This is a genomic window from Mucilaginibacter sp. L3T2-6 (genome assembly GCF_030519355.1).
Taxonomy (GTDB): Bacteria; Bacteroidota; Bacteroidia; order Sphingobacteriales; family Sphingobacteriaceae; genus Mucilaginibacter.
In genome coordinates this window covers 1-23,961 of sequence record NZ_JAUMKC010000035.1, presented here as the reverse complement: position 1 = coordinate 23,961, position 23,961 = coordinate 1, and the positions used below count along the sequence as shown (strand labels likewise).

The window sequence follows — 23,961 nt, the reverse complement described above, 5'->3', positions numbered from 1 at the left end:
TCTACACATGATAAAACATCTTTCTAATCTGTTGTTAGCAGCCTTCATAGGCTGTAGTTTGCCGGTTACGGGCCAAACGGTGGCCTTAACGCCCCCGATGGGTTGGAATAGCTATAATTGCTACGGCTCGGCGGTGCATGAAAATGAAGTAAAAGCAAATGCCGCCTACATGGCTGTCCATCTTAAAAAGTTTGGCTGGCAATATATAGTGGTAGATTTTCTCTGGTCGTATGATAATCCTCCCGGCAGCAACATTGGCAATCCGTTTCAAAAAAGGCTCGACGACGGTTCGTATATCCCCTGGCTCACAATGGATAAATGGGGCCGGCTGACGCCGCAGCCTAATAAATTTCCCTCGGCATTTGGCGGCAAGGGGTTTAAGCCGCTGGCAGCGTATATTCACTCATTGGGACTGAAATTTGGCATACATGTGATGCGTGGCATACCAAGGCAAGCCGTCTGGAGTAAGTCGCCTGTTTTAGGTGCAACGGGTATAACCGCCGACATGATTGCAGATACCTCCTCAACCTGCCCATGGATGAACCACATGTATGGCTTAGATATGAACAAGCCTGGCGCACAGGCTTATCTGAATTCTATTCTAAAGCTTTACGCCTCGTGGGGCGTGGATTTTATTAAGGTTGACGATATTGCCAGGCCGTATCACAAAGAAGAAATTGAAGGCTATAAAAAAGCGATACAGCAATGCGGGCGGCCGATGGTGCTGAGTATCTCCCCGGGCGAAACACCGGTTAAAGAAGCTGAGCACGTTAAACAAAATGCTAACATGTGGCGTATGGCCGATGACTTTTGGGACGACTGGCAGCAGGTGCTTCACATGTTTAAGTATGCAAAAAACTGGGAAGGCCAGGATGGCCCCGGGCACTGGCCTGATTGTGACATGCTGCAGATTGGCAAGCTTTCTAAACGCGGCCCGGTTGGCCCCGAACGTTACAGTAGGTTTACAGAAGACGAGCTGTATACGCACATAACTTTCTGGTGTATTTACAAATCTCCGCTGATGATGGGCGGCAATATGCCGGAAAACAGACCTATAGATTTAAAACTGCTAAGTAATGACGAAGTTTTGCAGGTAAACCAGCGTGGACAAAACCCAAGACAACTATATCTTAAGGACGGCGACAGCATGGTTTGGTATTCAACTATACGCGGCTCGGGAGATATTTATGTTGCCTTGTTTAATCTTTCGGAAACCGCTAAAAATATCAAAATTGATTTTTCTTCGATTGGATTGAAAGGGCGGGTAACAGTAAGAGACCTTTGGAAAAAGCAAAACTTTGGCTCTTATAAAAATGATTATCAGCAAACAATAAACAGGCATGGTGCGGTATTATTGCGATTGTCGGCAAAGTAATATTTACTTTCGCTTATGCAAAATGCCACTTCGAAAAGCTTTAATACCTATCTATTTTATCTATGAAAAACTACAAAAAATTAATTTTAACACTGGCGATATGTATTCCTTTCCACGCCCATAGCCAGGATAATTTAAAGCTATGGTATAAAAAGCCGGCCAATAAGTGGACAGAAGCGCTACCAGTTGGCAATGGCAGGCTTGGCGGTATGGTCTTTGGTCGTGTTAGCCAGGAGCTGATACAATTGAACGAAGCAACCTTTTGGACGGGCGGCCCTGTGCGGACCAATGTAAACCCGGGCGCCTATGCAAATTTGCAGCTGGCACGCGAGGCACTTTTTAAAAATGCGGATTATGCCGCCGCATACAACTATGCAAAAGGGATGCAGGGCTATTATTCAGAATCGTACCTGCCACTCGGAGATTTGACCATCAGGCAGGATTTGAAAGATACTGTAGCTACGGCTTATTACCGCGATTTGTATATTAAAGACGCAATCTCAACCACACGTTTTACTATAGGCGGTGTTGAATACACCCGGCAGGTGATCAGTTCCGCTCCCGACCAGGTGATTGCAATCCATCTGACTGCCAGCAAAAAAGGCATGCTAAACTTTATTGTTGGCGCTAAATGTCAGCTCAAATACCAGCAATCCGCTACATCGCCCAACGAGATTGTCTTAACAGGCCGTGCGCCTGCGCATGTCGAGCCTAACTATGTAAACAAGCCCAACCCCATACAGGAAAATGACAGCGCCGGTTGCCGGGGAATGCGCTTCGCAATTATGCTTAAAGCAAAAAATGCAGACGGCACGGTGTCGGCCGGAGAAAATGGGATAACGGTAAAAAATGCAACCGAGGTTACACTTTATCTTTCGGCCGCAACCAGCTTTAACGGGTTTGATAAGTGCCCGCTATCTGAAGGGAAAAACGAAAAGCTGATAGCGGGTAATTATTTAAAAAAGGCTTATGCGAAAAGCTGGCAGGCACTGCTAGCTGCTCATGAAACTGACTATCATCGTTTTTTTAACAGGGTGTCGTTCAATCTTGCAAAACCGGCAGATAATGGCAATGCCTCTCTCCCCACCGACGAAAGATTAGTCGGCTACACCAGCGGCACTAAAGACCCCGGCCTGGAAACATTGTATTTTCAGTATGGACGCTACCTGCTGATATCCAGCTCGCGCACTAAAGACGTACCTGCAAACCTGCAGGGCATCTGGAATAAAGAATTGCGACCACCATGGAGCTCGAATTATACAACCAACATCAACGTGCAAATGAATTACTGGCCCGCGGAAGAAGCCAACCTTTCTGAAATGCACCAGCCATTATTGTCGTTTATTAAAAATCTTTCGGTTACGGGCGCTATTACAGCCAAAGAGTTTTACCACCTCAATGGATGGGCAGTACATCATAACAGCGATATATGGGGACTATCGAATCCAGTGGGTGACAGAGGCAACGGCGACCCGACCTGGGCTAACTGGACGATGGGCTCGCCCTGGCTTTCTCAGCATTTGTGGTGGCATTACCAGTTTACAAAAGACAAGAATTATTTAAGGAACTTCGCCTACCCGCTTATGAAAGGCGCTGCTCAGTTTTGCCTGGGCTGGCTGGTGCAGGATAAAGATGGTTACCTGGTGACAGCGCCTTCCGTATCGCCTGAAAATGCATTTTATGATGATAATGGCAAACGGGCCAGTGTTTCCATTGCAACTACGATGGATATGTCTATCATTCGCGACCTGTTTAACAATATTATCGCCGCTACAGACGAGTTGGGCGAAGACAAGGCTTTTCGCGATACTATCATCGAAAAGCGAGCAAAACTGTATCCATTCCACATCGGTAAAAAAGGTAACCTGCAGGAATGGTATAAAGACTGGGAAGACCCTGAACCGCACCACCGGCACGTGTCACATTTGTTCGGGCTTTACCCCGGCAACCAGATATCACCTGTAACAACACCTGAACTGGCCACGGCAGCAAAAAAGACGCTGGAGTTGCGCGGCGACGAAGGGACAGGCTGGAGCCTGGCCTGGAAAATTAACTTCTGGGCGCGCTTGCTCGACGGCAACCACAGCTACAAAATGATACGGGACCTTTTGCGAGTGACTGATCAGCCGGGTACTAACTATAAAGGCGGAGGCGGCGCCTATATCAATTTGTTTGATGCGCATCCGCCATTCCAGATTGACGGAAACTTTGGCGGTTTAGCCGGCATGATCGAAATGCTTTTGCAAAGCCAGAATAATGAAATAGCCCTGCTGCCTGCTTTGTCTGATGCCTGGGCCGATGGACAAGTTTCAGGCTTAAAGGCCCGCGGAGATTTTGAGGTAAGCATCAATTGGAAGGATAAAAAAATAACCAAAGCGAGTGTGCTGGCATTAGCAGGTGGTAAGTGTACTATCCGCACGCCGCAGCCTGTTACTGTGGCGGGTATATCAGCCAGACCTAAAAAAACTGACAATGGCTATGTTATAAGCTTTGCTGCAAAAAAAGGAATGAAATATTTGATAACAGGGAAAGGAGTTTAACAAATATGAGCGTTTTAAAAACCGGTACCCGGCAATTTTCTTTTTGTTTATTTGTGGTAACAATGCTTTTGGGGCTGACAGAGAAGTGCCACGCCCAAAAAGATTTCATCAAAAACCCCATCGTAAAAGGCTATTATGCCGACCCTACCATCATTAAGGACGGCGATACTTATTACATCTATGCCACCATCGACCCATGGGGCGCTGAAGAATTAGGCGTGCTGGCAACCAGGGATTTTAAAACATTTTCGGTAAAACATATTAACTGGCCTACCAAAAAGCAATGCACCAGCCCAACCTCAGGCGATTCGATGGTATGGGCGCCGTCTATCCGTAAAGCGGCAAACGGCAAATTTTATTTATATGTAGCCGTAGGCAGCGAGCTTTGGGCTGGCGTAGCCGATAAACCGCTGGGGCCATGGAAAAACGCCAAAGCAGATAACACGCCTCTTGTATCGGCAAAAGATTATCCGCAAGTACACAACATCGACCCTGATTGTTTTATTGATGATGACGGGCAGGCTTACCTATACTGGGGCTCGGGCTTTAACTGGGTAAACGGGCACTGTATGGCCGTAAAGCTAAAAAAGGATATGGTAACCTTTGACGGTAAGCCAGTTGACGTTACTCCGCCCCATTATTTCGAAGCGCCACACATGGTGAAGAGAAACGGCTTATACTACCTGATGTATTCGTACGGCAAAGCCATTGACCCCACTTACCAGGTTCGGTACTCGGTTAGCAAAACGCCGTTCGGCCCGTGGACGGAAGGAAAATACGACCCGATAATTTCTTCATCGGCCGACAGCACCACCATAGGTCCGGGCCATCATACTGTGTTTAACGAAAGAGGCCGGTATTACATTTTATATCATCGCATCCATCCCCAAAAAGAAAAGTATGTTTTAAGGGAACTATGTATAGACAGCTTAAAATTTGACCGGGAAGGAAATATTCTGAAGATTAAACCAACCGGCGTGAGCAATTTTACGCTGAGCGCACGTTAACAAATTTTTGGGTCTTAATACCCTTTATGTTATTATACCGTAACCTGGTATTATTTTAACATTCCTATCGCTGAATACTTTCAAACGAGTATTTTTTTCCTTCCTTTTTATTAGAAAAAATATGTAATCATCTATTAAACAGGTACTTAATACCTGATTAACATTTGTGATATAAACATTAACATTTGTGTTACAGGCTGCAGCTTAAGGGCGATAAATTTACTTAATTGAATAGTATGCTACCCGGTTTATACACCGGCAACACTGTTCGCCACAAACCAATTTCAACCTTACAATAAAAAGTTATGATTAAAAAACTACAAATTAAAAATGTTGTAGCTATAATCGGATTAAGCCTGTCGCTGCTGGTGATGAGCCTGTCTGGTTATGCACAAAGCGGAAAGGTTACAGGTACAGTTACGGACGGCAGCAATGGAGCTGCGCTACCCGGAGTAACTGTTAAAGTTAAGGGTACACAGTCAGCCTCCATTACCGACATTAATGGCGGATACTCAATTAACGCACCTGCCAATGCCACACTTGTGTTCAGCTACATCGGCTTCATTACTTATGAGGCAGCTGTGAACGGCAATTCGGTGGTAAATGCAAAACTCGCGCCAGATACCCGCTCACTTTCGGAAGTGGTGGTTGTGGGTTACGGTACTTCTACCCGTAAAGACCTGACGGGTTCGGTAAGTTCTGTGAGCGCTGCGACAATAGCTAAGGTTCCGGTTACATCCCTCGAGCAGGCTTTGCAGGGTCGTGCCGCAGGTGTGCAGGTCACCAATAATGATGGCGCCCCTGGTGCAAACGTAAGCGTGCTGATACGTGGTATCGGCAGTTTGGCCAGCTATGGCAACGGTCCGCTATATGTAGTGGATGGCTATGCTACCAGCGGCGGCATCAGTAATATCAATCCAAGCGACATTGAATCGATAGACGTTTTGAAAGATGCGTCAGCCACGGCTATTTACGGTGTACGCGCAGCTAACGGCGTGGTTATTGTTACCACTAAAAAAGGCAAAAAAGACGGTGTACAGGTTGATGTAACCGCTTATACAGCTTTCCAAAGCAGGCCGAAGGAATACAAACTGCTTAATGCACAACAATTTGCGACGCTTGCCAATGAGGTAGCCGCCGGCTCAAACGGGAACTTCCAGACTTTTGACGCATGGAAAGATCCGGCATCGCTAACAACTGTGGACTGGCAAAATGCAATGTACCGCACAGGTATCACCCAAAACTACAGTATAGGTTTACGTGGCGGCGGCGAAAAGGTACAATCTGCCACATCAATCAGCTATTATGATCAAAAAGGTATAGTGCTGGGCTCATACTTTAAAAGGGTAACGCTCGGCAATAACTCCGATTATCAGCCTACTAAATGGTTAAAATCATCAACCAGCGCGAAATACAGCTACCAGGATTCAAACAATCCGTTCGGCACAGGCTCACTTGTTCAGTTATCCGAACTTCCGCCAACGCTTGATGGTGGTAACAAGTTTACCAACCTGCCCTCAGACGGCAAAGGAAACTATGGCTTCTATAACCCGATTTATACCTATGTAGCCAAATACAGCAACCCGGTTTACACAGTTTCTAACGACAGGTATCAAAATATAACCAATTATTTATTGGCCAATACCTCACTTGAAGCGCAAATAATCAGCGGGCTTAAGATTAAAACTTTTGTGGGTATCAACCTCACAACGTTTACCGGCTCGTTTTTTCAACCAGAAGATGACCGTTTAGTGCAGCAATATGGCAGCCAGGCAGGCGCAACCCAAAATGCTTTTTATAATCAGCACATTAACCAAACATTCGAGTGGTTGTGGGAAAACACCATATCATACAACAAAACGTTTGGCAAACACAGCATCGATTTTGTAGGCGGCGTGTCTGAACAGAAAAATACATGGAATGGGATGGGTGGCAGCGGTATCCCGCCGAACAGTATCATCCGCGACCTATCGCAGGTTACCAACCTGCAACTGGATGCTAATAACCCGGTTGGGTCAAACACGGGTAACGGCCAGAACATTTATTCTTTTGAGTCGCAGTTTGCAAGGTTAACCTATAAATATGGCGATAAATATCTGTTGACCGGTACTGTACGCCGCGACGGTTCATCAAAGTTTGACGAAGGGCATCAATATGGTGTGTTTCCTTCCGGCGCAGTGGCATGGAGAGCTAAACAGGAAGATTTCTTGAAAGATGTTTCATGGATCGACGACCTGAAATTCAGGGGCAGTTATGGCGAGGTCGGTAATCAGGGCTCTATCAACCCGTTTCAATACGATGCGTTGTATTCGACAGGTTTACCTGCGGCCAGCAGCGGCAACTTGGGTTATCCCTTCAACAAGATATATCAAAAGGGTACCGCATCCACTCAGCCGCCTAATCCTGACCTGAAATGGGAAACTGATTATATCACCGACATTGGCGCCGACCTGGCTTTTATTCACGGTGATCTGACCATCACAGCCGATTGGTTTAACCGTAAATCAAAAGACTTTCTGTTGTTACTTGCGGCTCCTGCTCAATCTGGCTACAACTATATTACCCGCAACGTGGGTAGTATGCAGAATAAAGGCTTTGAGTTTGCTGCCAACTACAACCATACCATCAACAGCGATCTAAAGTATGGCATCGGCTTAAACTTCACTACAGTAAATAATAAGCTAACAAGCATCACCTCAGGTACCGACTTCGTAACCAACTTTGGCGGTTTAAGCGTTCAGGGCATTGGTTGGTCAACATTTACCGAAACACATGTAGGCCAGCCTGTTGGCGAATTTTATGGCTATAAATCATTGGGCATATTCCAGTCGCAAGCACAAATTGATGCCTTAAATGCTGCAGCGGTAGCAAAAGGCAAACAATATTACCAAAGGGCAGTTACCGCGCCAGGCGACCGTTATTTTGCAGATGTGAACGGAGACGGCAGCGTGGACGCAACCGACCAAACCAGCCTGGGCAGCCCGCTTCCTAAGTTCTACGGTGGTTTAAACCTCGATCTTACTTACAAGGCATTTGACTTTAACGCTTATTTCTACGGTGTTTATGGCAATAAGATTTTCGACTACCAGGAAAGCGCCTTGGAAAGCTTCCAGAATCGCGGCTTTGTGGGTGTTGAGAACGTTAGCGTGGAATATTATCAAAATCGCTGGACACCGGGCAATCCTTCAAATACTTATGCAAGGGCCACTTCAAATGACGATGCTACCGGTAACAATGTTCCCTCGAGCGCGTGGATACAAAATGGCAGCTTCCTGAAGCTTAAAAACTTCACTGTAGGTTATACATTGCCGTCAGACATAGCGAAAAGCCTGTACTTAAACAAGCTGAGGTTATATTTTTCGACCCAGAACCTGTTTACAATTACAGGCTATAAAGGCCTGGATCCTGAAATCGGTATTCAAGGGGGCAATGCAACCCAAAACGGTATAGACAACGGTACTTATCCGTCGTCCAAATTCTATACCATAGGTATCAATGTAACCCTTAAATAATAGAACTATAAAAAATTAAAGATATGAAAATGAAAAAAGTGAGTATCATTCTTATAGCTGTCTTTGGGGTACTGATGTTCCCGCTGAGCTGCAAGAAGGACTTTTTGAAACAAACCAATACTTTTTCTTCAACGGCGGATGCTACCTTTCAAAAATCGCAGGATGTGGTGAACCTGGTAAACAGTATATACGATACCTACCAGAATGCCGATCTGCTGAAGAAATCCATTTGGTATTATGCCAACTTCCTCACCCACGATTGGTTTAACAATGGTGCGGATATCGTTTGGAATTACTACGCTATTCCTGCCGATTTCGGCGCGCTGCCGGCCTTCTGGAACAACGCCTACATAGGTGTTGCCCGTGCAAACGCTGCCTTCGGCATTATTGAGCAAGCCAGAGCTAAAGGCATAGTTACCCCCGAGTTGGCCGATCGTTTAACCGGTGAAGCATACTTTTTACGGGGGATGACCTATTACTATCTTGCAGGCACTTTCGGCGGCGTACCGTTGGAATTAAATGCTGTAACTACTGGTTTAACCCCAAGGGCCAGCCAGGACGATGTATTTAAGCAGGTGGTATCAGATATGAAGAAAGCCGAAACCTTATTACAATCAAAAACAGCCCTGCCCGCCAGTGAGCTGGGCCGGGCTACCAAGGGCGCCGCCTATGGCTATGAAGGCGCTGCGCAAATGTGGCTGAAAGACTATACTGCCGCCCTTGCTGCATTTAATAACCCCGAGCTTACCAACAATTATCACCTGCTGCCAAATTTTGTTGATGTGGGCGAATTTGATCACCAGAACAATGACGAATCGCTGTTTGAGATACAATTTGAAGTAAGCGGTTCGCAAAGCTGGGATGGCGGCTGGCAGGCCGGCGGCGAGGTTGCCTGGATTGACGACTTTAGCTGGCCACAGGAGATCAGCGGTTTCGGCTATGATTATGGCAACCCCGGGCTTTGGTATTCATATCAGCCCGGCGACAAACGCAAAGCCGTTACCATTATCGGCCCGGGGGACGAAATTCAAAGCCCAGGCATTATCGCCAAATGGGGTGGCATAAAAGGCTACGCAGTAGTACAGTCAGGCTTTGCCGCCGGTAGTGCAACCTATACCGGCGATGATGGTAAAATCATCAATACCTGTGGTACTTTAACCCATCCCTGGTATGGAACTGATGGCACGCCACGTTCGGGCTATTATTGCGCCAAGAAATGGAGGGATCCTAACCTTACCGGTGCTAACGGCAACTCCACCATCTTCGGCTCACAAAACCAGATATTGCTTCGTTATGCCGAAATTTTGCTTGATCGCGCTGAATGTAAGATTCATACAGGCGATATCCCCGGCGCAATGGCTGATATTAAACTGGTTCGCGACCGTGCTTTTGGCGGAACCGCCCCTGCTGTAATGCAGGATGGCGCCCGCATTGACGGCAGCCCGGCTGCCCCGATAACCGACCCTATGCAGATGGTATTGAGCGAATACCGGCATGAACTTACCGCCGAATTTTCGCTGATGTACGATTTACGGCGCGCGGGGCCTGGTGTGGCAGCGCAGTTCATACACAACAACTACAACCTCACAGCATCTCCAAATAATAACATTAACCAGGTTGTATTTCCATACGGGCCAACCAGTGATGGCAAAACACATGGCGTATGGCTGAATGATATGCCTGCCGGGCGCGATATATTGCCGATCCCGCAAAGCGCTATAGGGCTTAACCCGAACCTGAAGCAAAATCCGGGCTATTAAAGAATTTTCGTAATGAGAGTTGATTAATAATTAGTTATCTTGGTTTGGCTTTCCCCAATTGGGGAAAGCCTTTTTTGCTTATACCTGCTATTAAAAGGTATATTACTTTACCGTAAGCCCGATACCTGCATGAATAAATTTTACTTCACCGCTTTAGTTTGCATAGCTGTTTTCATGTTCTCATGTAAAAAGCGAAACACATTGTTTGACAGAATACCCTCATCGCACTCAAATATCCATTTTAATAACCTGATTACCGAGTCGGATTCCATTAACCCCCTCGACCTGGTAAATGTTTACAACGGCGGCGGCGTTGGTGTAGGCGATTTTAACAACGACGGTCTGCAGGATATTTATTTTACGGGTAACATGGTGTCCGGTAAACTATATCTCAACAAAGGCGGCTTCCAGTTTGAAGATATCACTGATAAGGCCGGCGTTGGCGGCATGGGCCGATGGGCACGTGGCGTAGCAGTGGTCGATATAAATAACGATGGCCTGCCTGATATCTATGTATGCAATACCATTTACAAGGATTCGTTACGACGGAGAAATATCCTTTATATTAACCTGGGGCCGGATAACAATGGCATCCCTCATTTTAAAGATATGGCCTTCGAATACGGCCTGCAATCGGGCACGGAATCAACCATGGCCAGCTTTTTTGATTACGACAATGATGGCGACCTGGATATGTACCTTTCAGTTAATAATGCCAGTGCCAGCTATAATCCAAGCCTCTTTGGTTCAAAAAATGCAACCGGTCCGCAACTGCTTACGGGGCGGCTCTACCGCAATGATTGGGATGCCAAATTAAATCACCCGGTATTTCATGACGTTTCCAAACAGGCAGGCATAACCTATAGTGGCTACAGTCATGCCGCAACCACAGTGGACTTTAACGGCGATGGCTGGAAAGATATTTACGTATCCAATGATTTTGTGGGCAATAACGTACTCTATATTAATAATCACGATGGCACATTTACCGACCGCTCAAAGGAATATTTTAAACACACCTCGTTAAACTCCATGGGCCAGGACGTAATCGACATTAATAACGACGGCCTGCCTGACGTGGTTGAGCTGGACATGAATCCGCCGGATAATTATCGTAAAAAAATGATGATGACGGCAAACAGCTACCAGACGTTCCAGAGCTTTGATTTTTATGATTACCAATACCAATACATCCGGAATACGCTGCAAATTAACCAGGGACCAAGGCTTGGGCAATTGGGCCATATCGGAAGCCCTGTATTTAGTGAAACCGCTTTTTTAAGCGGCATTTCGCAAACCGATTGGAGCTGGACGCCGGTGGTGACCGATTTTAATAACGATGGCTATCGGGATATCGTCATCACCAATGGTTATCGTAAAGATGTGTCGGACCACGACTTTATGATTTACCGTAAAGATGCTTATGCGGTTACATCCAAACAAAAAGTGCTGGAGCAAATTCCCGAGGTTAAGCTGGATAATTATGCCTACCTGAACAACGGGAATTTAACTTTCGACGATGTAAGTAAAAGCTGGGGCCTTAATGTGCCAACCTTTTCCAACGGGGCAGTTTACGCTGATTTGGATAACGATGGCGCCATGGATATGATTATCAGCAATATCGATGACGAGGCATTGGTTTACCGCAATACATCGAGAGACGACGACAAAAACAAGGACGATACTCATTACCTGCAAATAACTTTTAAAGGCGATAAGCAAAATATAAACGGGTTCGGCGCGCTCGTCGATATCTATTACGACAAAAACAAACACCAGAACTTTGAAAATGACCCTTATCGCGGCTACCTGTCGACAATGCAGGCTATCGCACATTTTGGTTTGGGCAAAGTAAATAAACTAGACTCGGTAGTAGTTAAGTGGCCGGGGGGTAAAAAACAAACCTTGCTGAATGTAAAGGCTGATCAAAAGCTGGAAGTAAATATCGCCGATGCGAAAGACAGCTATTCTATAAAATTGCCGGAAATTGATTTTAATGCGTGGTTTAAGGAAGTAACCGATTCAGTTGGTATCCATTATCAAAACAAAAAGGCAGATTTTGTCGACTTCAACATACAAAAATTACTGCCACATAAGTTTTCGGAATATACCCCTGCCCTGGCGGTTGGTGATGTAGATGGCAACGGCCTTGATGATTTGATCATTGGAGGTGATAACAACATCCAGGCCCAGGTATTTTTACAACTCGCAAACGGCAAGTTCAGGCAGCGGGACCTGCTTTCTATCAAAAACGATCCATATAAACACTTTACCGATGAAGGAATGGTGCTTTTTGATGCCAACGGCGATGGTAAATTAGATTTGTATGTGGCAAGCGGAGGCTATGAGGATGCACCAAACAGCCCCGCTTACCAGGACAGGCTTTACATTAACGACGGCAAAGGGGATTTTAAGATCGCGACTGATGCGTTGCCGTCTAATTTCACCAGCAAGCTTTGCGTAAAAGCATGCGATTACAACAAGGACGGGAAGCTGGACCTTTTTATATCCGGGCGCGTATCTCCCTGGAATTACCCTAAGCCGGTATCAAGTATTATCTTAAGGAATGATAGTAAAGATGGCCGCGCAAAATTTACCGATGTTACAGCGCAGGTGGCCCCTGCCCTGATCAATGCCGGTTTAGTGTGCGATGCCCTGTTTACCGATTTTGATAATGATGGCTGGCAGGACCTGATTTTGGCGGGCGAGTGGATGCCGGTTACCTTCCTGAAAAACAACCATGGAAAGTTTACAGACATCACCGCTACGACAGGCGTAAACGATAAGCCGGGCTGGTGGAATTCTGTTACAGGAGGCGATTTCAGGCATACCGGACGCACGGATTACATCATCGGCAATACCGGGCAAAATACACTATTCCAGCCAACCGACCGGTACCCGGTGTATGTTACCGCGGGCGATTTTGACAAGAATGGCGCTTACGATGCTATACCATCCTATTTTATTGCTGCCCAGGATGGACAAAAAAAAGAATTTCCGGTGCAGGGCCGCGAAGACCTCATCAAGCAAATGATAAGCTTGAAGAAAAAATACACCAATTACAAATCATTCGCCATGGCAACAATGGATGATATCTTATCACCGGAACAAAGACAAGGAGGCCAGAAAGTTAAAGCGAATATGCTTAAATCTTGCTTTTTACGGAATGACGGGAATGGGAGATTCACATTAATACCGTTACCGGTAGAGGCGCAAGTGTCGGCGCTTGACGGCATGGAAACTGGTGATTTTGACGGCGACGGCAATCTTGACGTCGTCTTATGCGGTAACGATTATGGCACAGATGTGGGAATCGGCCGTTACGACGCGTTTAATGGCCTGCTGCTTAAAGGCGATGGTAAAGGAAATTTTAAACCCTTAAGTATAATGCAAAGCGGAATTTATATTCCCGGCAATGGCAAAGCGCTGGTTAAGCTTCGTGACAAAAATGGCAATATACTGTTGGCTGCGAGCCAGCATAAAGATTCGCTGAAGATCTTTAAGCTGAATAAACAGGCTAAAACCATTGAGGCTAAACCGGGAGATGCTTATGCACTCATTAAATACAGGAACGGCAGTATAATAAAGCAGGAGTTTTACTATGGCTCATCTTTTTTGTCGCAATCCGGACGTTTTATTAAGGTGGATAATAACATAGCTAGTATTATGATTTATGATAACAAGGGTCAATCAAGAATGATAAAATAGCAGTTCAAAACGCTGTATTGAATTTACGAAAGCCTTACTATCCCGATTGCCACCGCGCATTAAGTTTAAACACTAATTCATATATTTACGCATCACTTTTATCACAAAGGGGCTGAACAATCGCATTTGTGGTAGCCATGAATATAGAATAGGTGCAATTAAACTTGAAACGCATTTTTGTTTGGGCAATAGCATTGTTCGCTATCGCTTCCTGTAAAAACTCTTCTACCACATCGCTGGCGCCTTCACGCCCAGAGTTTGGTGATGCCGATACATCAACCCTGGAGCTAAGTAAGCCTAAAAAGCTAAACTGGGCGGCCATTAAAACCGTTGCTGCCAGCCCTTCGGTACAAAGCCTTGATATCGGTAAACTTCCGGTAAGCAGTTTTGATTCGTCCGACTTCAGGCCGTTTAGCAAGCCTGTTATCGAAAAGCTATTCAATATAAATTCGTTGCAGGCTAACAATTTTGACATTGAAAAGCTATCTATCCAACCGTTGAATTTTAAGGATTTTATCCTGCCGGAGCCAAAGCTCATTCGCACTGTCCCGGCACGCATTAAAAATTCAAGTCAGTTGATTTACGAGCTTGGCGAAATTCCTGAACTGACATCGGCAGGCATATCATATCTCTATAAGGATAAAGATGGCTTTTTATGGATTGCCACATTCAGGGCGCTGTACCGTTATGATGGCGAAAATCTGCAGCAATTTGTGGCCGGGCCGATGGAGAATGGGACATCGGGGATACTGCAGGATAAACAGGGTCGCATTTGGGTGAGTGAATACAATGGTGGCATACAGGTACTGGACATTAAAGCAGGTATACTAAAAAAGCTTAAAGCAAGCAGCGGTCTGAAAAGCAATAAAGTGTTCGGAATGATGCTGGACGATGAGCAGCGGATATGGGTGAGTTATAACAAGGGCGGGGTTGATATCATCGATGTCCGTAATAAAACCATCAAGCTTTTAGATAAAGAGAACGGGCTATTTACCAAAACTACTACAATCCCGGCCGTACAGGGAAACGACGGCAACATTTACATCCCCACCTTCGGCGAGGGCCTTAACGTTATCGATCTTAAAAATAAAAAAATACGCTACGCCACCAGAGAAGATGGTCTTTCATCAGACTCGCTGATTTCTATGATGACCGATCATGAAGGCAAACTCCTGATTGGTTATAGCAACGGCGTGATTGATGCGGTAGACCTTAACAAAAATAAGATCCAGTCGGTTAGCGAGGTGGCCCAACGTAACGCGGCAGCTGTAAACCTTTTTGAGGATGATAAAAACCGTATTTGGGTTGGCACCAATAAAGGCGTACAGGTGATCGACCCAGCTGCCCGTTTATCGCGTGTTATTACCACTGCTGACGGTTTGGCGAGTTCATTTATTCATAAAATAGTCGAAGATAATTCAGGTACCATGTGGATCGGCGCCAACGATGGCCTGGATTTGACTCCGAACAACAAGATTATAAAAGAACACGTTGGGAAAGGCCGCATTACCACAGTTTACCAGGACATAAACGGACTGATATGGCGCGGCAGCGAGCACGGTTTGGATATAGTCGACTTGAAAAACCGCAGTACACGGCATTTGGGCAGGGCACAGGGCCTGGGACATGACAGTATACAAACCATCAGCGGCCAGAACCGGAAAGTTTTTGTTTGTACCAACAATGGCTTCGATATCATCGATCCCGATAGCAAAACCATTTCGCATATAGACCAAAACCGTGGTCTTACAAGCAGAACAATAGTTTCAGTAATGCCTGATAATTCGGGTAGACTGTGGTTAGGCGGAGATAGCGGCATTGATATTTACGATGTTTCCGGAAAAACTGTAAAACACCTTGGCAAAGAGGAAGGCCTGAACGATGACCATTTTATAGACGACATAAAGGCGGACGCAGAGGGCAGTACCTGGATTGTGACCCGGGACGCCGGGGTTAATAAAATTGACGCCAACCTGCAGTATTTGTGGAGCCTGGCTATTAACGATGGCCTTAAAATACTATTACCCGGTGCTAAAGGCGATATGTGGATCGGCACGCCAAAAGGGTTATATGACGTAGAATCGAAAAACAATCGCTTAATCTCATTTTCGCTAACAGGCATCACATCACTTTCGAAACACAATAAGCAGCTATTTGCCGGCACAAACAACGGGATTATAAATCTTTCACCTTATGGGAGTGATTCAAAGGGCTGGCGCCTCAAATATTTCGGGCAGGCTTATGGGATTGTAAAGACCCAAAGGGGCACATCGTTCACCAATATGTTTACCAGCGACGGCACTTTTTGCTGGGGCGACGATGGCCTGACCTTTCTTAAACTTCCTGACGACGAATATGTATTGCCTGTAGCCATAACAGGTATCAGCATAATGGACGAGCCAAGATATTTTATTGACGGTCTCCAGTACGACGCTCAGGGCCGCGATACACTGGCTGAACGTGACGACACGTTGATAGCTGTTAAGAAGAAACCGGTAAAGACCGCGATAGTGCTAAGCGACCCGTTAAAAAAAGCTTCCGTTTGGAAGGGCGTAAAAGGAGCGTACAATTTGCCCGTAAACCTGGAATTACCGCACGACCAAAGTTTTATCCAGTTCCACTTCAATAACCAGAATTTGAACCGGCGCGACACCACCTGGTACCGTTACATATTACATGGCGCCGAAAACGAGGCGCACGAGGTAGTAAATGTAACGTCAAGCCGCAACTATTTTAATCTGTCGCCAGGGAAATATGAGTTCGAAGTGGTGAGCAAAACGGCGGATACAGAGTGGAGCGCACCCGCAAAATTCAGCTTTATTATCAATCCGCCATGGTGGCAAACGTGGTGGGCGTATGCACTTTATATTTGCGTGTTTGCCGGCAGTATATGGTTTGTAGGTTATTTCAGATCGCGGCAGCTGGTGCGTGACAAACGGGAGCTGGAACGTAAAATCCAGCAGCGCACAGAAGAAATGGTGCATCAAAAAGAAGAAATCGAAGCGCAGCGCGACAGCCTGGAAAACGCAGTAAACCAGCTTCAAAATGCACAATCGCAGCTGGTGCAAACCGAAAAGCTGGCGTCGCTTGGTGAGCTTACGGCCGGCATAGCTCACGAAATACAAAATCCGCTGAACTTTGTAAACAACTTTGCGGAAGTAAGCATGGAAATGATTGATGAGCTTAAGGAAGAGCAATCAAAAGACGTACGCGACCATGATCTGGAACTTGAACTGATAGAAAGCCTTGCCCTCAACCTTGAAAAAATAAACCATCACGGTAAACGGGCCGACGCCATCGTAAAAAATATGCTGCAGCACTCGCGCGCTAATACAGGTGAACGCCAGTTGACGGATATAAATGCCCTCGCTGACGAGTACATGCGTCTCTCCTACCATGGCTTGCGGGCAAAAGATAAATCGTTCAACTCGGAGATGACTTCCTGGCCGCACGCCAGCCTGCCGAAAGCTAACGTCATATCACAGGATATTGGACGCGTACTGCTGAATATATTCAATAATGCCTTCTATGCCGTTCATCAGAAAAAGCTAAAAAACCCGGATGGCTATAAGCCAGAGGTACAATTGATAACCTTATATAAACGCGGGTCTATCGAAATAAGGATCAGGGACAATGGTATAGGTATACCGGCAAGTATAAAGGAAAAAATTATGCAGCCATTTTTTACCACCAAACCAGCAGGACAAGGCACAGGCCTCGGTCTGTCATTAAGTTATGATATTATTGTTAAAGGCCATGGCGGCAAATTAAATATCGACTCTAAAGAGGGAGAGTATACCGAGTTTACAATTATTATACCCGTGAATCAGACAGACGAAAAGAAATAGCTATTTCCAGAAAATCTATGAAAAAAGAAAAGCCCCGATGTTTAGCCGGAGCTTTTCTTTTTTTTAGATTAAGTTATGATTTAACTTCTGTAACCTTGGTAACTTCGATAGTGTCGTCGGTTACTTTGCCGTCAACAGTTACGTTTTTGCCGGCATATTTTAATACAGCTTTTTGGTTGGCAATTTTGTAAACTTTTCCATCTACAACTAATACGGCTTTGGCTCCGCCTTTAATACATTTGGCTGCGCAAGTGGCGCGCGTTGCGGCTGTACACATAGGGGTTGCGGTGCCTGCACACATAGAGTCATCTATGTAGCCTTTTAAATGCTCGTCGCCACGGTTGGCAGCAAATGTAGCGCCCATTGAAAATACAAGGGCGAACAGTAATAAATACTTTTTCATACGCAATCTGTTGTTAAGTTTATTATTGGTTAATCAAATATAACTAAAATTCAGAAGAACAATTCATGCAATTATTTTGACTTTTGATTTTCAAGCTAAATTGCACACGCATTATTCCGTCACATTGCTATCCTGTATATAAAACATAGCTATTCACCAGCCCCCGTTAATCGTTGCAGGAGGAAAGCAGCTTATCGCTTAATGTTGTGGTTAACTGCCTTTACCACGATGATAGGTTATAAAATTCAATCTGGTATTCGCTCATCCTGCAATTCATAAGTTTATAATTTGAATTAGAAAGGTAAACATTTTAATGCGCAGACAACAATCAAACCAAACGACATTTAAATTGTTGTATGCTAAGAAATTGAAAACTATAAAATGGAAACAACAAGTACTTTAACAAAACATAACCCTCTTCTTATCGATACAAGCGAATACTATGAAATTGAAATATGGGCGGCAAAACTGGGTGTAAGCCCTGAACAATTAAAAAGCGCTGTAAAAGCTGTAGGAAATTCGGTGCCGGCGATTGAGAAATATCTGAAAAAATAATCGTTAACTACTTTAGGGATTTGGCGCAGGGAAGTTTAATTTTTTGTGCTGCGCCGCCACCCGAAACATCTGTAAAACAACCGAAAGCACAATTAAGCCCAGGCCGAAGTAAAATGCGGCTGATAGTTCCCTGTTTTCCTTAAAAAGCCATATAGCGAGCACGATGCTGTATAACGGTTCCATGCTGAACGATAAGTTAACAGTGAAAGCCGGAATATGCCGCAAAGCCTGAGTGACCATCAGGTACAATAAAACAGTGCAGGCAAGCGCCAGGATGAGCAGATAAGCCAGGTCGGGAATTGAAGGCAGAAAAGCCGCCGCCGGAAATATATAAAGGCTAACCGGCAAAACAATGCTCACGCCCACGAAACCGCCAAGCATGGTATATAACGTTATCGTTTCGCTTTTAAATTCCCTGGCTATCCGCTCGTTAAAAACCGTGTAAAACGCAACCAATATAGAGGATATGATGCCCAGTAAAATACCGGTGCGATAGGTAGCATCGAGGCCAAAAATCAAGCCGATGCCGCATAAGGTTAATGCACTTAACAATAATTCGGCTACCGAAAATTTCTTGCGGTTAAGCAGCGGCGCAAAAATGGCAGTAAAAAAACTGGTCAGTGAAAAGCACACCACCCCTACCGAGATATTGGCATATTTGATGCTTGCATAAAAGAAAACCCAATGAAGTCCGAGGAATGCACCGGCAAAAGCGATTCGCGCAATATCCTTGAATGGTATTTTCTCCAATTTACCGGTTACAGCCAGTATTACCAACAACAGCAAACCTGAAAACATTAACCTGTACCAGCTGATCAATGCCGCATTTAACGTTATCAGCCTGCCAAAAACGCCGGTAAAGCCCGCAAGCAGCACAGCACCGTGTAGTAAAATAAATGCTTTCTTCATTAATTAGTGCGCTTTTGGTTATTTAGCGCGGTTGAGCTTTCGCTAATATTTAATGCGTAAGTTTTAAATCGTTTACGTCATCAAGCATATAACAATGAGGATGGTTCGTCATCCCGATTTTAGGATAATAGTTTACGGCCGCCGGCGCCGACAGCAGAATAAGCTTTGCCTGCGGGGTAAGCTTTTTTGTTTCAGCTATCAGCCGGGTGCCTATGCCCTGTTTCTGGAGGCTTTCATCCACCGCCAGATCCGAAAGGTAAGTGCAATAAATAAAATCAGTCAGTGAGCGGGCTACGCCAACCAGCTTACCGTCCTTACGCGCCGTAACGATTAAATTAGCGTTCTGGCACATGCATTTCATCCGTTCAGTATCATCCACAGGCCGCCTGGCAGCAAGCGTGCTCCGCTTTAAAACATCTATAAATTCTTCGGAATGAAGCGTTAACTCGCGTGAGTAAACAATTTCAGCAGTAGCCATAATTAATTATTGGGACGATAGTATTGCTTAGCAAGTTATAACGTTGCGCGGAATAATACAAGCAGTGAGTCAGAAAAGGCTGGAAAGTTCATAAAGTAAGAAAGACAGCTTACATCAGGCAAAGGGTTACCGGCAAAACCTATAACCCTGAACAGTACCAAACACGATCGTTACTTGTATTTACATAGCATATAAATTACCGGCAATCAGAATTTAGCATTTAATTCATCAAAGAACTACACCTGGTTTATATTCCCAATTTTCCCGGCTCAAAATCCAGGGAGACAGAGTTCATGCAAAAGCGTTTATGCGTTGGCGCAGGGCCGTCATCAAAAATATGCCCGAGATGCGAATCGCACCTTGCACAAAGCACTTCTGTACGCTCCATGCCATACGAGTTATCGGCCCGGTAGATTACGCTGTTTTTACGCACCGGCTGATAAAAGCTTGGCCAGCCGCATTCGCTGGCAAACTTGGCTGTTGACCGGAAAAGCTCGTTACCGCAAACGGCGCAATAATACGTTCCTTTAGCATCCGCATTCCAATATTTACCGGTAAACGGGCGTTCGGTTGCAGCCTCGCGGGCGGTTGCGTACAAGTCTGGAGGTAAAATCTTCTTCCATTCAGCATTGCTAACATTCAGATGTTTTGTATCCGTGTTAGAGTAGTAGGGATTATTTTCGTGCCCTCTTGCTGACTTTAAGTGCTGGGCATATACACCGGAAGCCGAGAATACGATTGCTGCAGCTAATATTAATATTCGTTTCATATCTATTCGGGATAATTTATTTCTTTAGTTTATCTTTAAAAACCTTTTTAAACTTTTCCAATTCGGGCTGTATCACATACTTACAATAAGGCTGACTGCCATTCAGGTTATAATAGTTCTGATGATAACCCTCTGCTTTATAAAACACTGTGTAGGGCACAACCTGCGTAACTATTTTATTTTTATAAACCTTTTCCTGGTTTAGCTTTGCAATGTAATATTCAGCTTTTTGCTTCTGGGCCGCGTTGTGGTAAAATATCGCTGAACGGTATTGAGTTCCAACGTCATTTCCCTGGCGGTTCAGCTGGGTTGGGTCGTGCGCCACAAAAAACGCTTCTATCAGCTCGTCGTAGGTTATTTTCGATGGATCGAATACGATATTGCAAGCTTCAGCATGGCCGGTGGTACCTGTACACACCTGTTCGTAGGTAGGTTTCACCGTATGGCCGCCTGTAAAGCCGGAAGTCACCTTCACAACGCCGTTCAATTGCTGAAACTTCGCTTCGGTGCACCAGAAACAACCGGTTGCAAATGTAGCGGTATCGAGTTTTGGCTTAGCGGTTTTTTCCTTTACCGGCGACATGGCAAAGCAACCATAACCGGCAGATAAAATCAATAGTAAACAAATTATCTTCTTCATATTCCTAACTAACGCAAATAATTCCCGTGAAATTTTCAAATCAGGCTATTTGATACCGTTATGACAAACCTGAACATCAACCTGCCGCTAAGTTTTATCAATTTCTCCACGCGGGCGGTGTAATAGCTTTGTCGCAGGTTAGTGACAAAACCTTACGGAGCGTTTAAAGATTTTTTTCTTTGCTGAACAATCGGCTTCGTCATGTAAGTACCATCAGCAAACAGGTTTAACTTTGAGACTTAACCAAATGAGTATGCCCGGAAATGACAATCAATCCGGATTCAAATTATTTACACGTTGTGACCCGTCTTTTACAAGTTAAAGCGTCCGTCCGTTTAGGGATGAAACAGCAAAGCAAACACCCGGACGCTTTGTTAAACCTGCAAATAACAGATCCCCTTCTCTACCTTTAATATCTTTTTCAGGCTGCGGGGAGGCAGGGCTATGGTTATGGCTATGCGGAACTCTTCGCCCTCTATTTCGGCGGAGGCTTCGCTTATTACGGCGGCTAATTGCCTGAGCAAGGCCGGTGCATTGTTTTCAAAGTAAGGGCCGTGGTAATAGCTGGTGAGGAACCTGCCATCAAAACAGCCTAGATAAAACACAATGCCCTGCGTGGGGTTTACCTCTAAAACACTGTTGAACGAGCCGGAGCGGATGTTGTTAAACAGCTTGGGCCGCTTGCTGATCCACAATACCAGCTTGCGCTTTAAAAAATAATTGAGTCCTTCGTTACAGGTATTCATTTTGCAAACGGTTACCGCTTAACGCTCGAACTCAAAAACCTGCATTTCCCTGGGGCAAAGTGCCGATACTGCCGGTATGCCTATCAGGTACAGCTCCGTTTGCAGTACCGATGTAAAATAAAAGGCAGCGGCGCTTTTAAAATCCTCCAGGCTGATGTTTGCACCTGCGGGCTCAAAGTATTGGGTAACCGCCTCGAAGACATACGTACCCGCCTGTACAAAGCTGCCTTCCTCCCTGTAAAGCGTACCCTCCAGCAGTGCTGCGCCCGGCTTTTGGCCCCGCTGGTTAACCGGGTAAACCTTCACTATAAATGCCTGCCCCGGGTGCGCTATCAATGTAAAATTACCTGCTGCCGATACCTTGTATGCCTCCATTTGCTGTATTATTGAAATACAAATTTATGCTAATATTTTTAGCAATTAAAACAGTGTGGAGAATTTTTTTACCAGGTTAAGGCTACGGGTCTTACTGGGGTGTTCGTTTGTTTTGGGGGATGGAGGGATGCGGACGCCTAAGGAAATTGACTGTTGAACTTATTTTAGCTAGTTTATAACCGTGAACAAGGAGATGCCATTTTAGTTAATTCAGATTTTGTTTTTTATAATTGTTAAGATTCAGGATCATTTGGTATTACATTTATTTTTAACTTAGCAATTATGAAATAAGATTTTGCTACTTTTATTAGCATAATTATTTACTTTTGCAGAAAGCACTCTATTTCATGAGCTATCTTAATTTAATTAATCAGTCACTGATTCCTAAAATAACGGAGAAAGAATTAGTTCTTGATTTGTTTGCAGGATGCGGAGGATTGGCTCTCGGATTTGAAGCGGCCGGATTTGAAACTATCGGTTTTGAAATGAATCCTGATGCGGCTAATACTTACAAAAAGAATTTGACTGGAGATTGCAGAATTGAAAAACTTACATTAGACACCGAATACCCCTCTGCGGATATCGTAATTGGTGGTCCTCCCTGTCAGCCATTCAGTGTGGGGGGAAATCAAAATGGCATTCATGATGCAAGGAATGGGTTTCCTTTTTTTGTCGATGCAATTAGAAAGGTACGGCCTAAAGTCTTTTTGTTTGAAAACGTCAGAGGACTGCTGTATTCAAACAAATGGTATTTGGAACTAATTGTAAAGGAACTGGAAGAACTTGGCTATAAAACTAATTATCAACTTCTTAATGCCGTAAATTACGGAGTCCCGCAAAACAGAGAGAGATTGTTCTTAATTGGGCATAACTCAGATTTCAAATTCCCGAGGCAGGAGATGCGAAGATATAACGTGGGTGATGCCATCTTTGACATAATGAGTACAACACCACCTGAAAGTAAATTTTTAACATCAGCTCAAGACACCTATATCGCAAAATATGAAAAAGCCTCTAAATGCATAAATCCCAGAGACCTGTATACTGACAAACCGTCTCGCACTTTAACATGCAGGAACTTATCCGGAGCTACTGGCGATATGCACAGAGTTAAGTTACCCGATGGCAGACGTCGCAGACTGTTAATAAGAGAAGCTGCAAGGCTTCAGAGTTTTCCTGACAGTTTCATTTTTACAGGGGCTGAAACCAGTCAGTTTAACCAAATAGGCAATGCGGTACCCCCGCTTCTGGCTTTTAAAATGGCACTGGCTCTAAAAGAATGTTACCTGAAGGAAAAGTCGTCACAGTTTGCAGCATAATTGCAGTCAGTGTTTAA

16 protein-coding genes are annotated in these 23,961 nt (G+C 44.9%); 9 read left to right on the top strand and 7 right to left on the bottom strand.

Features of this window, described 5'->3' with window-relative positions; translation table 11 throughout:
* The first annotated feature begins 7 nt into the window (after window positions 1-7).
* The 7 genes from Q3W13_RS24535 (at window position 8) to Q3W13_RS24505 (ending at window position 17,750) form a co-directional block, all read left to right on the top strand.
* On the top strand, window positions 8-1,375 hold the full coding sequence (locus Q3W13_RS24535) for a glycoside hydrolase family 27 protein (protein WP_302868575.1): 1,368 nt from the start codon (window positions 8-10) through the stop codon (window positions 1,373-1,375).
* Between the two features lie 62 nt (window positions 1,376-1,437).
* Window positions 1,438-3,915 (top strand): glycoside hydrolase family 95 protein, encoded by a 2,478-nt coding sequence (locus Q3W13_RS24530; RefSeq protein WP_302868574.1) that lies wholly within the window; start codon window positions 1,438-1,440, stop codon window positions 3,913-3,915.
* A 5-nt stretch (window positions 3,916-3,920) separates the two neighbouring features.
* Entirely contained in the window at window positions 3,921-4,922 is a 1,002-nt protein-coding gene (locus Q3W13_RS24525) for a family 43 glycosylhydrolase (RefSeq protein ID WP_302868572.1), read from the top strand.
* A gap of 305 nt (window positions 4,923-5,227) precedes the next feature.
* Window positions 5,228-8,434, top strand: coding sequence for a TonB-dependent receptor (locus Q3W13_RS24520; RefSeq protein WP_302868570.1), 3,207 nt, complete (start codon window positions 5,228-5,230; stop codon window positions 8,432-8,434).
* Between the two features lie 23 nt (window positions 8,435-8,457).
* Window positions 8,458-10,194 (top strand): RagB/SusD family nutrient uptake outer membrane protein, encoded by a 1,737-nt coding sequence (locus Q3W13_RS24515; protein WP_302868569.1) that lies wholly within the window; start codon window positions 8,458-8,460, stop codon window positions 10,192-10,194.
* A 129-nt stretch (window positions 10,195-10,323) separates the two neighbouring features.
* Window positions 10,324-13,902, top strand: coding sequence for a VCBS repeat-containing protein (locus tag Q3W13_RS24510; protein ID WP_302868568.1), 3,579 nt, complete (start codon window positions 10,324-10,326; stop codon window positions 13,900-13,902).
* Between the two features lie 164 nt (window positions 13,903-14,066).
* Window positions 14,067-17,750, top strand: coding sequence for a two-component regulator propeller domain-containing protein (locus Q3W13_RS24505; RefSeq protein WP_302868567.1), 3,684 nt, complete (start codon window positions 14,067-14,069; stop codon window positions 17,748-17,750).
* 73 nt (window positions 17,751-17,823) lie between these two features.
* On the opposite strand, the gene Q3W13_RS24500 is transcribed toward Q3W13_RS24505, so the two are convergent.
* Window positions 17,824-18,153, bottom strand: a complete 330-nt coding sequence (locus Q3W13_RS24500; protein WP_302868566.1) for a hypothetical protein — start codon at window positions 18,151-18,153, stop codon at window positions 17,824-17,826.
* A 381-nt stretch (window positions 18,154-18,534) separates the two neighbouring features.
* Between Q3W13_RS24500 and Q3W13_RS24495 the strand changes: the two genes are divergently transcribed.
* A complete protein-coding gene (locus Q3W13_RS24495) occupies window positions 18,535-18,708 on the top strand; it encodes a DUF3606 domain-containing protein (protein WP_302868565.1) in 174 nt (57 codons plus the stop codon).
* 12 nt (window positions 18,709-18,720) lie between these two features.
* On the opposite strand, the gene Q3W13_RS24490 is transcribed toward Q3W13_RS24495, so the two are convergent.
* The 6 genes from Q3W13_RS24490 to Q3W13_RS24465 form a co-directional block, all read right to left on the bottom strand.
* On the bottom strand, window positions 18,721-19,617 hold the full coding sequence (locus tag Q3W13_RS24490) for a DMT family transporter (protein WP_302868564.1): 897 nt from the start codon (window positions 19,615-19,617) through the stop codon (window positions 18,721-18,723).
* Window positions 19,618-19,666: 49 nt separating this feature from the next.
* Window positions 19,667-20,095 (bottom strand): GNAT family N-acetyltransferase, encoded by a 429-nt coding sequence (locus Q3W13_RS24485; RefSeq protein WP_302868562.1) that lies wholly within the window; start codon window positions 20,093-20,095, stop codon window positions 19,667-19,669.
* 247 nt (window positions 20,096-20,342) lie between these two features.
* Window positions 20,343-20,864, bottom strand: a complete 522-nt coding sequence (gene msrB, locus Q3W13_RS24480; RefSeq protein ID WP_302868561.1) for a peptide-methionine (R)-S-oxide reductase MsrB — start codon at window positions 20,862-20,864, stop codon at window positions 20,343-20,345.
* A 16-nt stretch (window positions 20,865-20,880) separates the two neighbouring features.
* Window positions 20,881-21,504: a peptide-methionine (S)-S-oxide reductase MsrA gene (gene msrA, locus Q3W13_RS24475; protein ID WP_302868560.1), complete on the bottom strand. Its 624-nt coding sequence runs from the start codon at window positions 21,502-21,504 to the stop codon at window positions 20,881-20,883.
* Between the two features lie 374 nt (window positions 21,505-21,878).
* Window positions 21,879-22,250 carry a hypothetical protein gene (locus Q3W13_RS24470; RefSeq protein ID WP_302868557.1) on the bottom strand — a complete coding sequence of 124 codons (372 nt, stop codon included), beginning with the start codon at window positions 22,248-22,250 and terminating at the stop codon, window positions 21,879-21,881.
* A gap of 18 nt (window positions 22,251-22,268) precedes the next feature.
* On the bottom strand, window positions 22,269-22,625 hold the full coding sequence (locus tag Q3W13_RS24465; protein ID WP_302868555.1) for a hypothetical protein: 357 nt from the start codon (window positions 22,623-22,625) through the stop codon (window positions 22,269-22,271).
* Window positions 22,626-22,951: 326 nt separating this feature from the next.
* Between Q3W13_RS24465 and Q3W13_RS24460 the strand changes: the two genes are divergently transcribed.
* On the top strand, window positions 22,952-23,944 hold the full coding sequence (locus Q3W13_RS24460; RefSeq protein WP_302868554.1) for a DNA cytosine methyltransferase: 993 nt from the start codon (window positions 22,952-22,954) through the stop codon (window positions 23,942-23,944).
* Window positions 23,945-23,961 lie beyond the last annotated feature (17 nt).

Excerpts from the sequence above, each read along its gene's own strand:
- Q3W13_RS24535 (WP_302868575.1), top strand. The coding sequence starts at position 8 with ATGATAAAACATCTTTCTAATCTGTTGTTAGCAGCCTTCATAGGCTGT.
- Q3W13_RS24495 (WP_302868565.1), top strand. The coding sequence starts at position 18,535 with ATGGAAACAACAAGTACTTTAACAAAACATAACCCTCTTCTTATCGAT.
- Q3W13_RS24525 (WP_302868572.1), top strand. The coding sequence starts at position 3,921 with ATGAGCGTTTTAAAAACCGGTACCCGGCAATTTTCTTTTTGTTTATTT.
- Q3W13_RS24465 (WP_302868555.1), bottom strand. The coding sequence starts at position 22,625 with ATGGAGGCATACAAGGTATCGGCAGCAGGTAATTTTACATTGATAGCG.
- Q3W13_RS24530 (WP_302868574.1), top strand. The coding sequence starts at position 1,438 with ATGAAAAACTACAAAAAATTAATTTTAACACTGGCGATATGTATTCCT.
- msrB (WP_302868561.1), bottom strand. The coding sequence starts at position 20,864 with ATGAAACGAATATTAATATTAGCTGCAGCAATCGTATTCTCGGCTTCC.
- Q3W13_RS24520 (WP_302868570.1), top strand. The coding sequence starts at position 5,228 with ATGATTAAAAAACTACAAATTAAAAATGTTGTAGCTATAATCGGATTA.
- Q3W13_RS24515 (WP_302868569.1), top strand. The coding sequence starts at position 8,458 with ATGAAAATGAAAAAAGTGAGTATCATTCTTATAGCTGTCTTTGGGGTA.
- Q3W13_RS24500 (WP_302868566.1), bottom strand. The coding sequence starts at position 18,153 with ATGAAAAAGTATTTATTACTGTTCGCCCTTGTATTTTCAATGGGCGCT.
- msrA (WP_302868560.1), bottom strand. The coding sequence starts at position 21,504 with ATGAAGAAGATAATTTGTTTACTATTGATTTTATCTGCCGGTTATGGT.
- Q3W13_RS24470 (WP_302868557.1), bottom strand. The coding sequence starts at position 22,250 with ATGAATACCTGTAACGAAGGACTCAATTATTTTTTAAAGCGCAAGCTG.
- Q3W13_RS24510 (WP_302868568.1), top strand. The coding sequence starts at position 10,324 with ATGAATAAATTTTACTTCACCGCTTTAGTTTGCATAGCTGTTTTCATG.
- Q3W13_RS24490 (WP_302868564.1), bottom strand. The coding sequence starts at position 19,617 with ATGAAGAAAGCATTTATTTTACTACACGGTGCTGTGCTGCTTGCGGGC.
- Q3W13_RS24485 (WP_302868562.1), bottom strand. The coding sequence starts at position 20,095 with ATGGCTACTGCTGAAATTGTTTACTCACGCGAGTTAACGCTTCATTCC.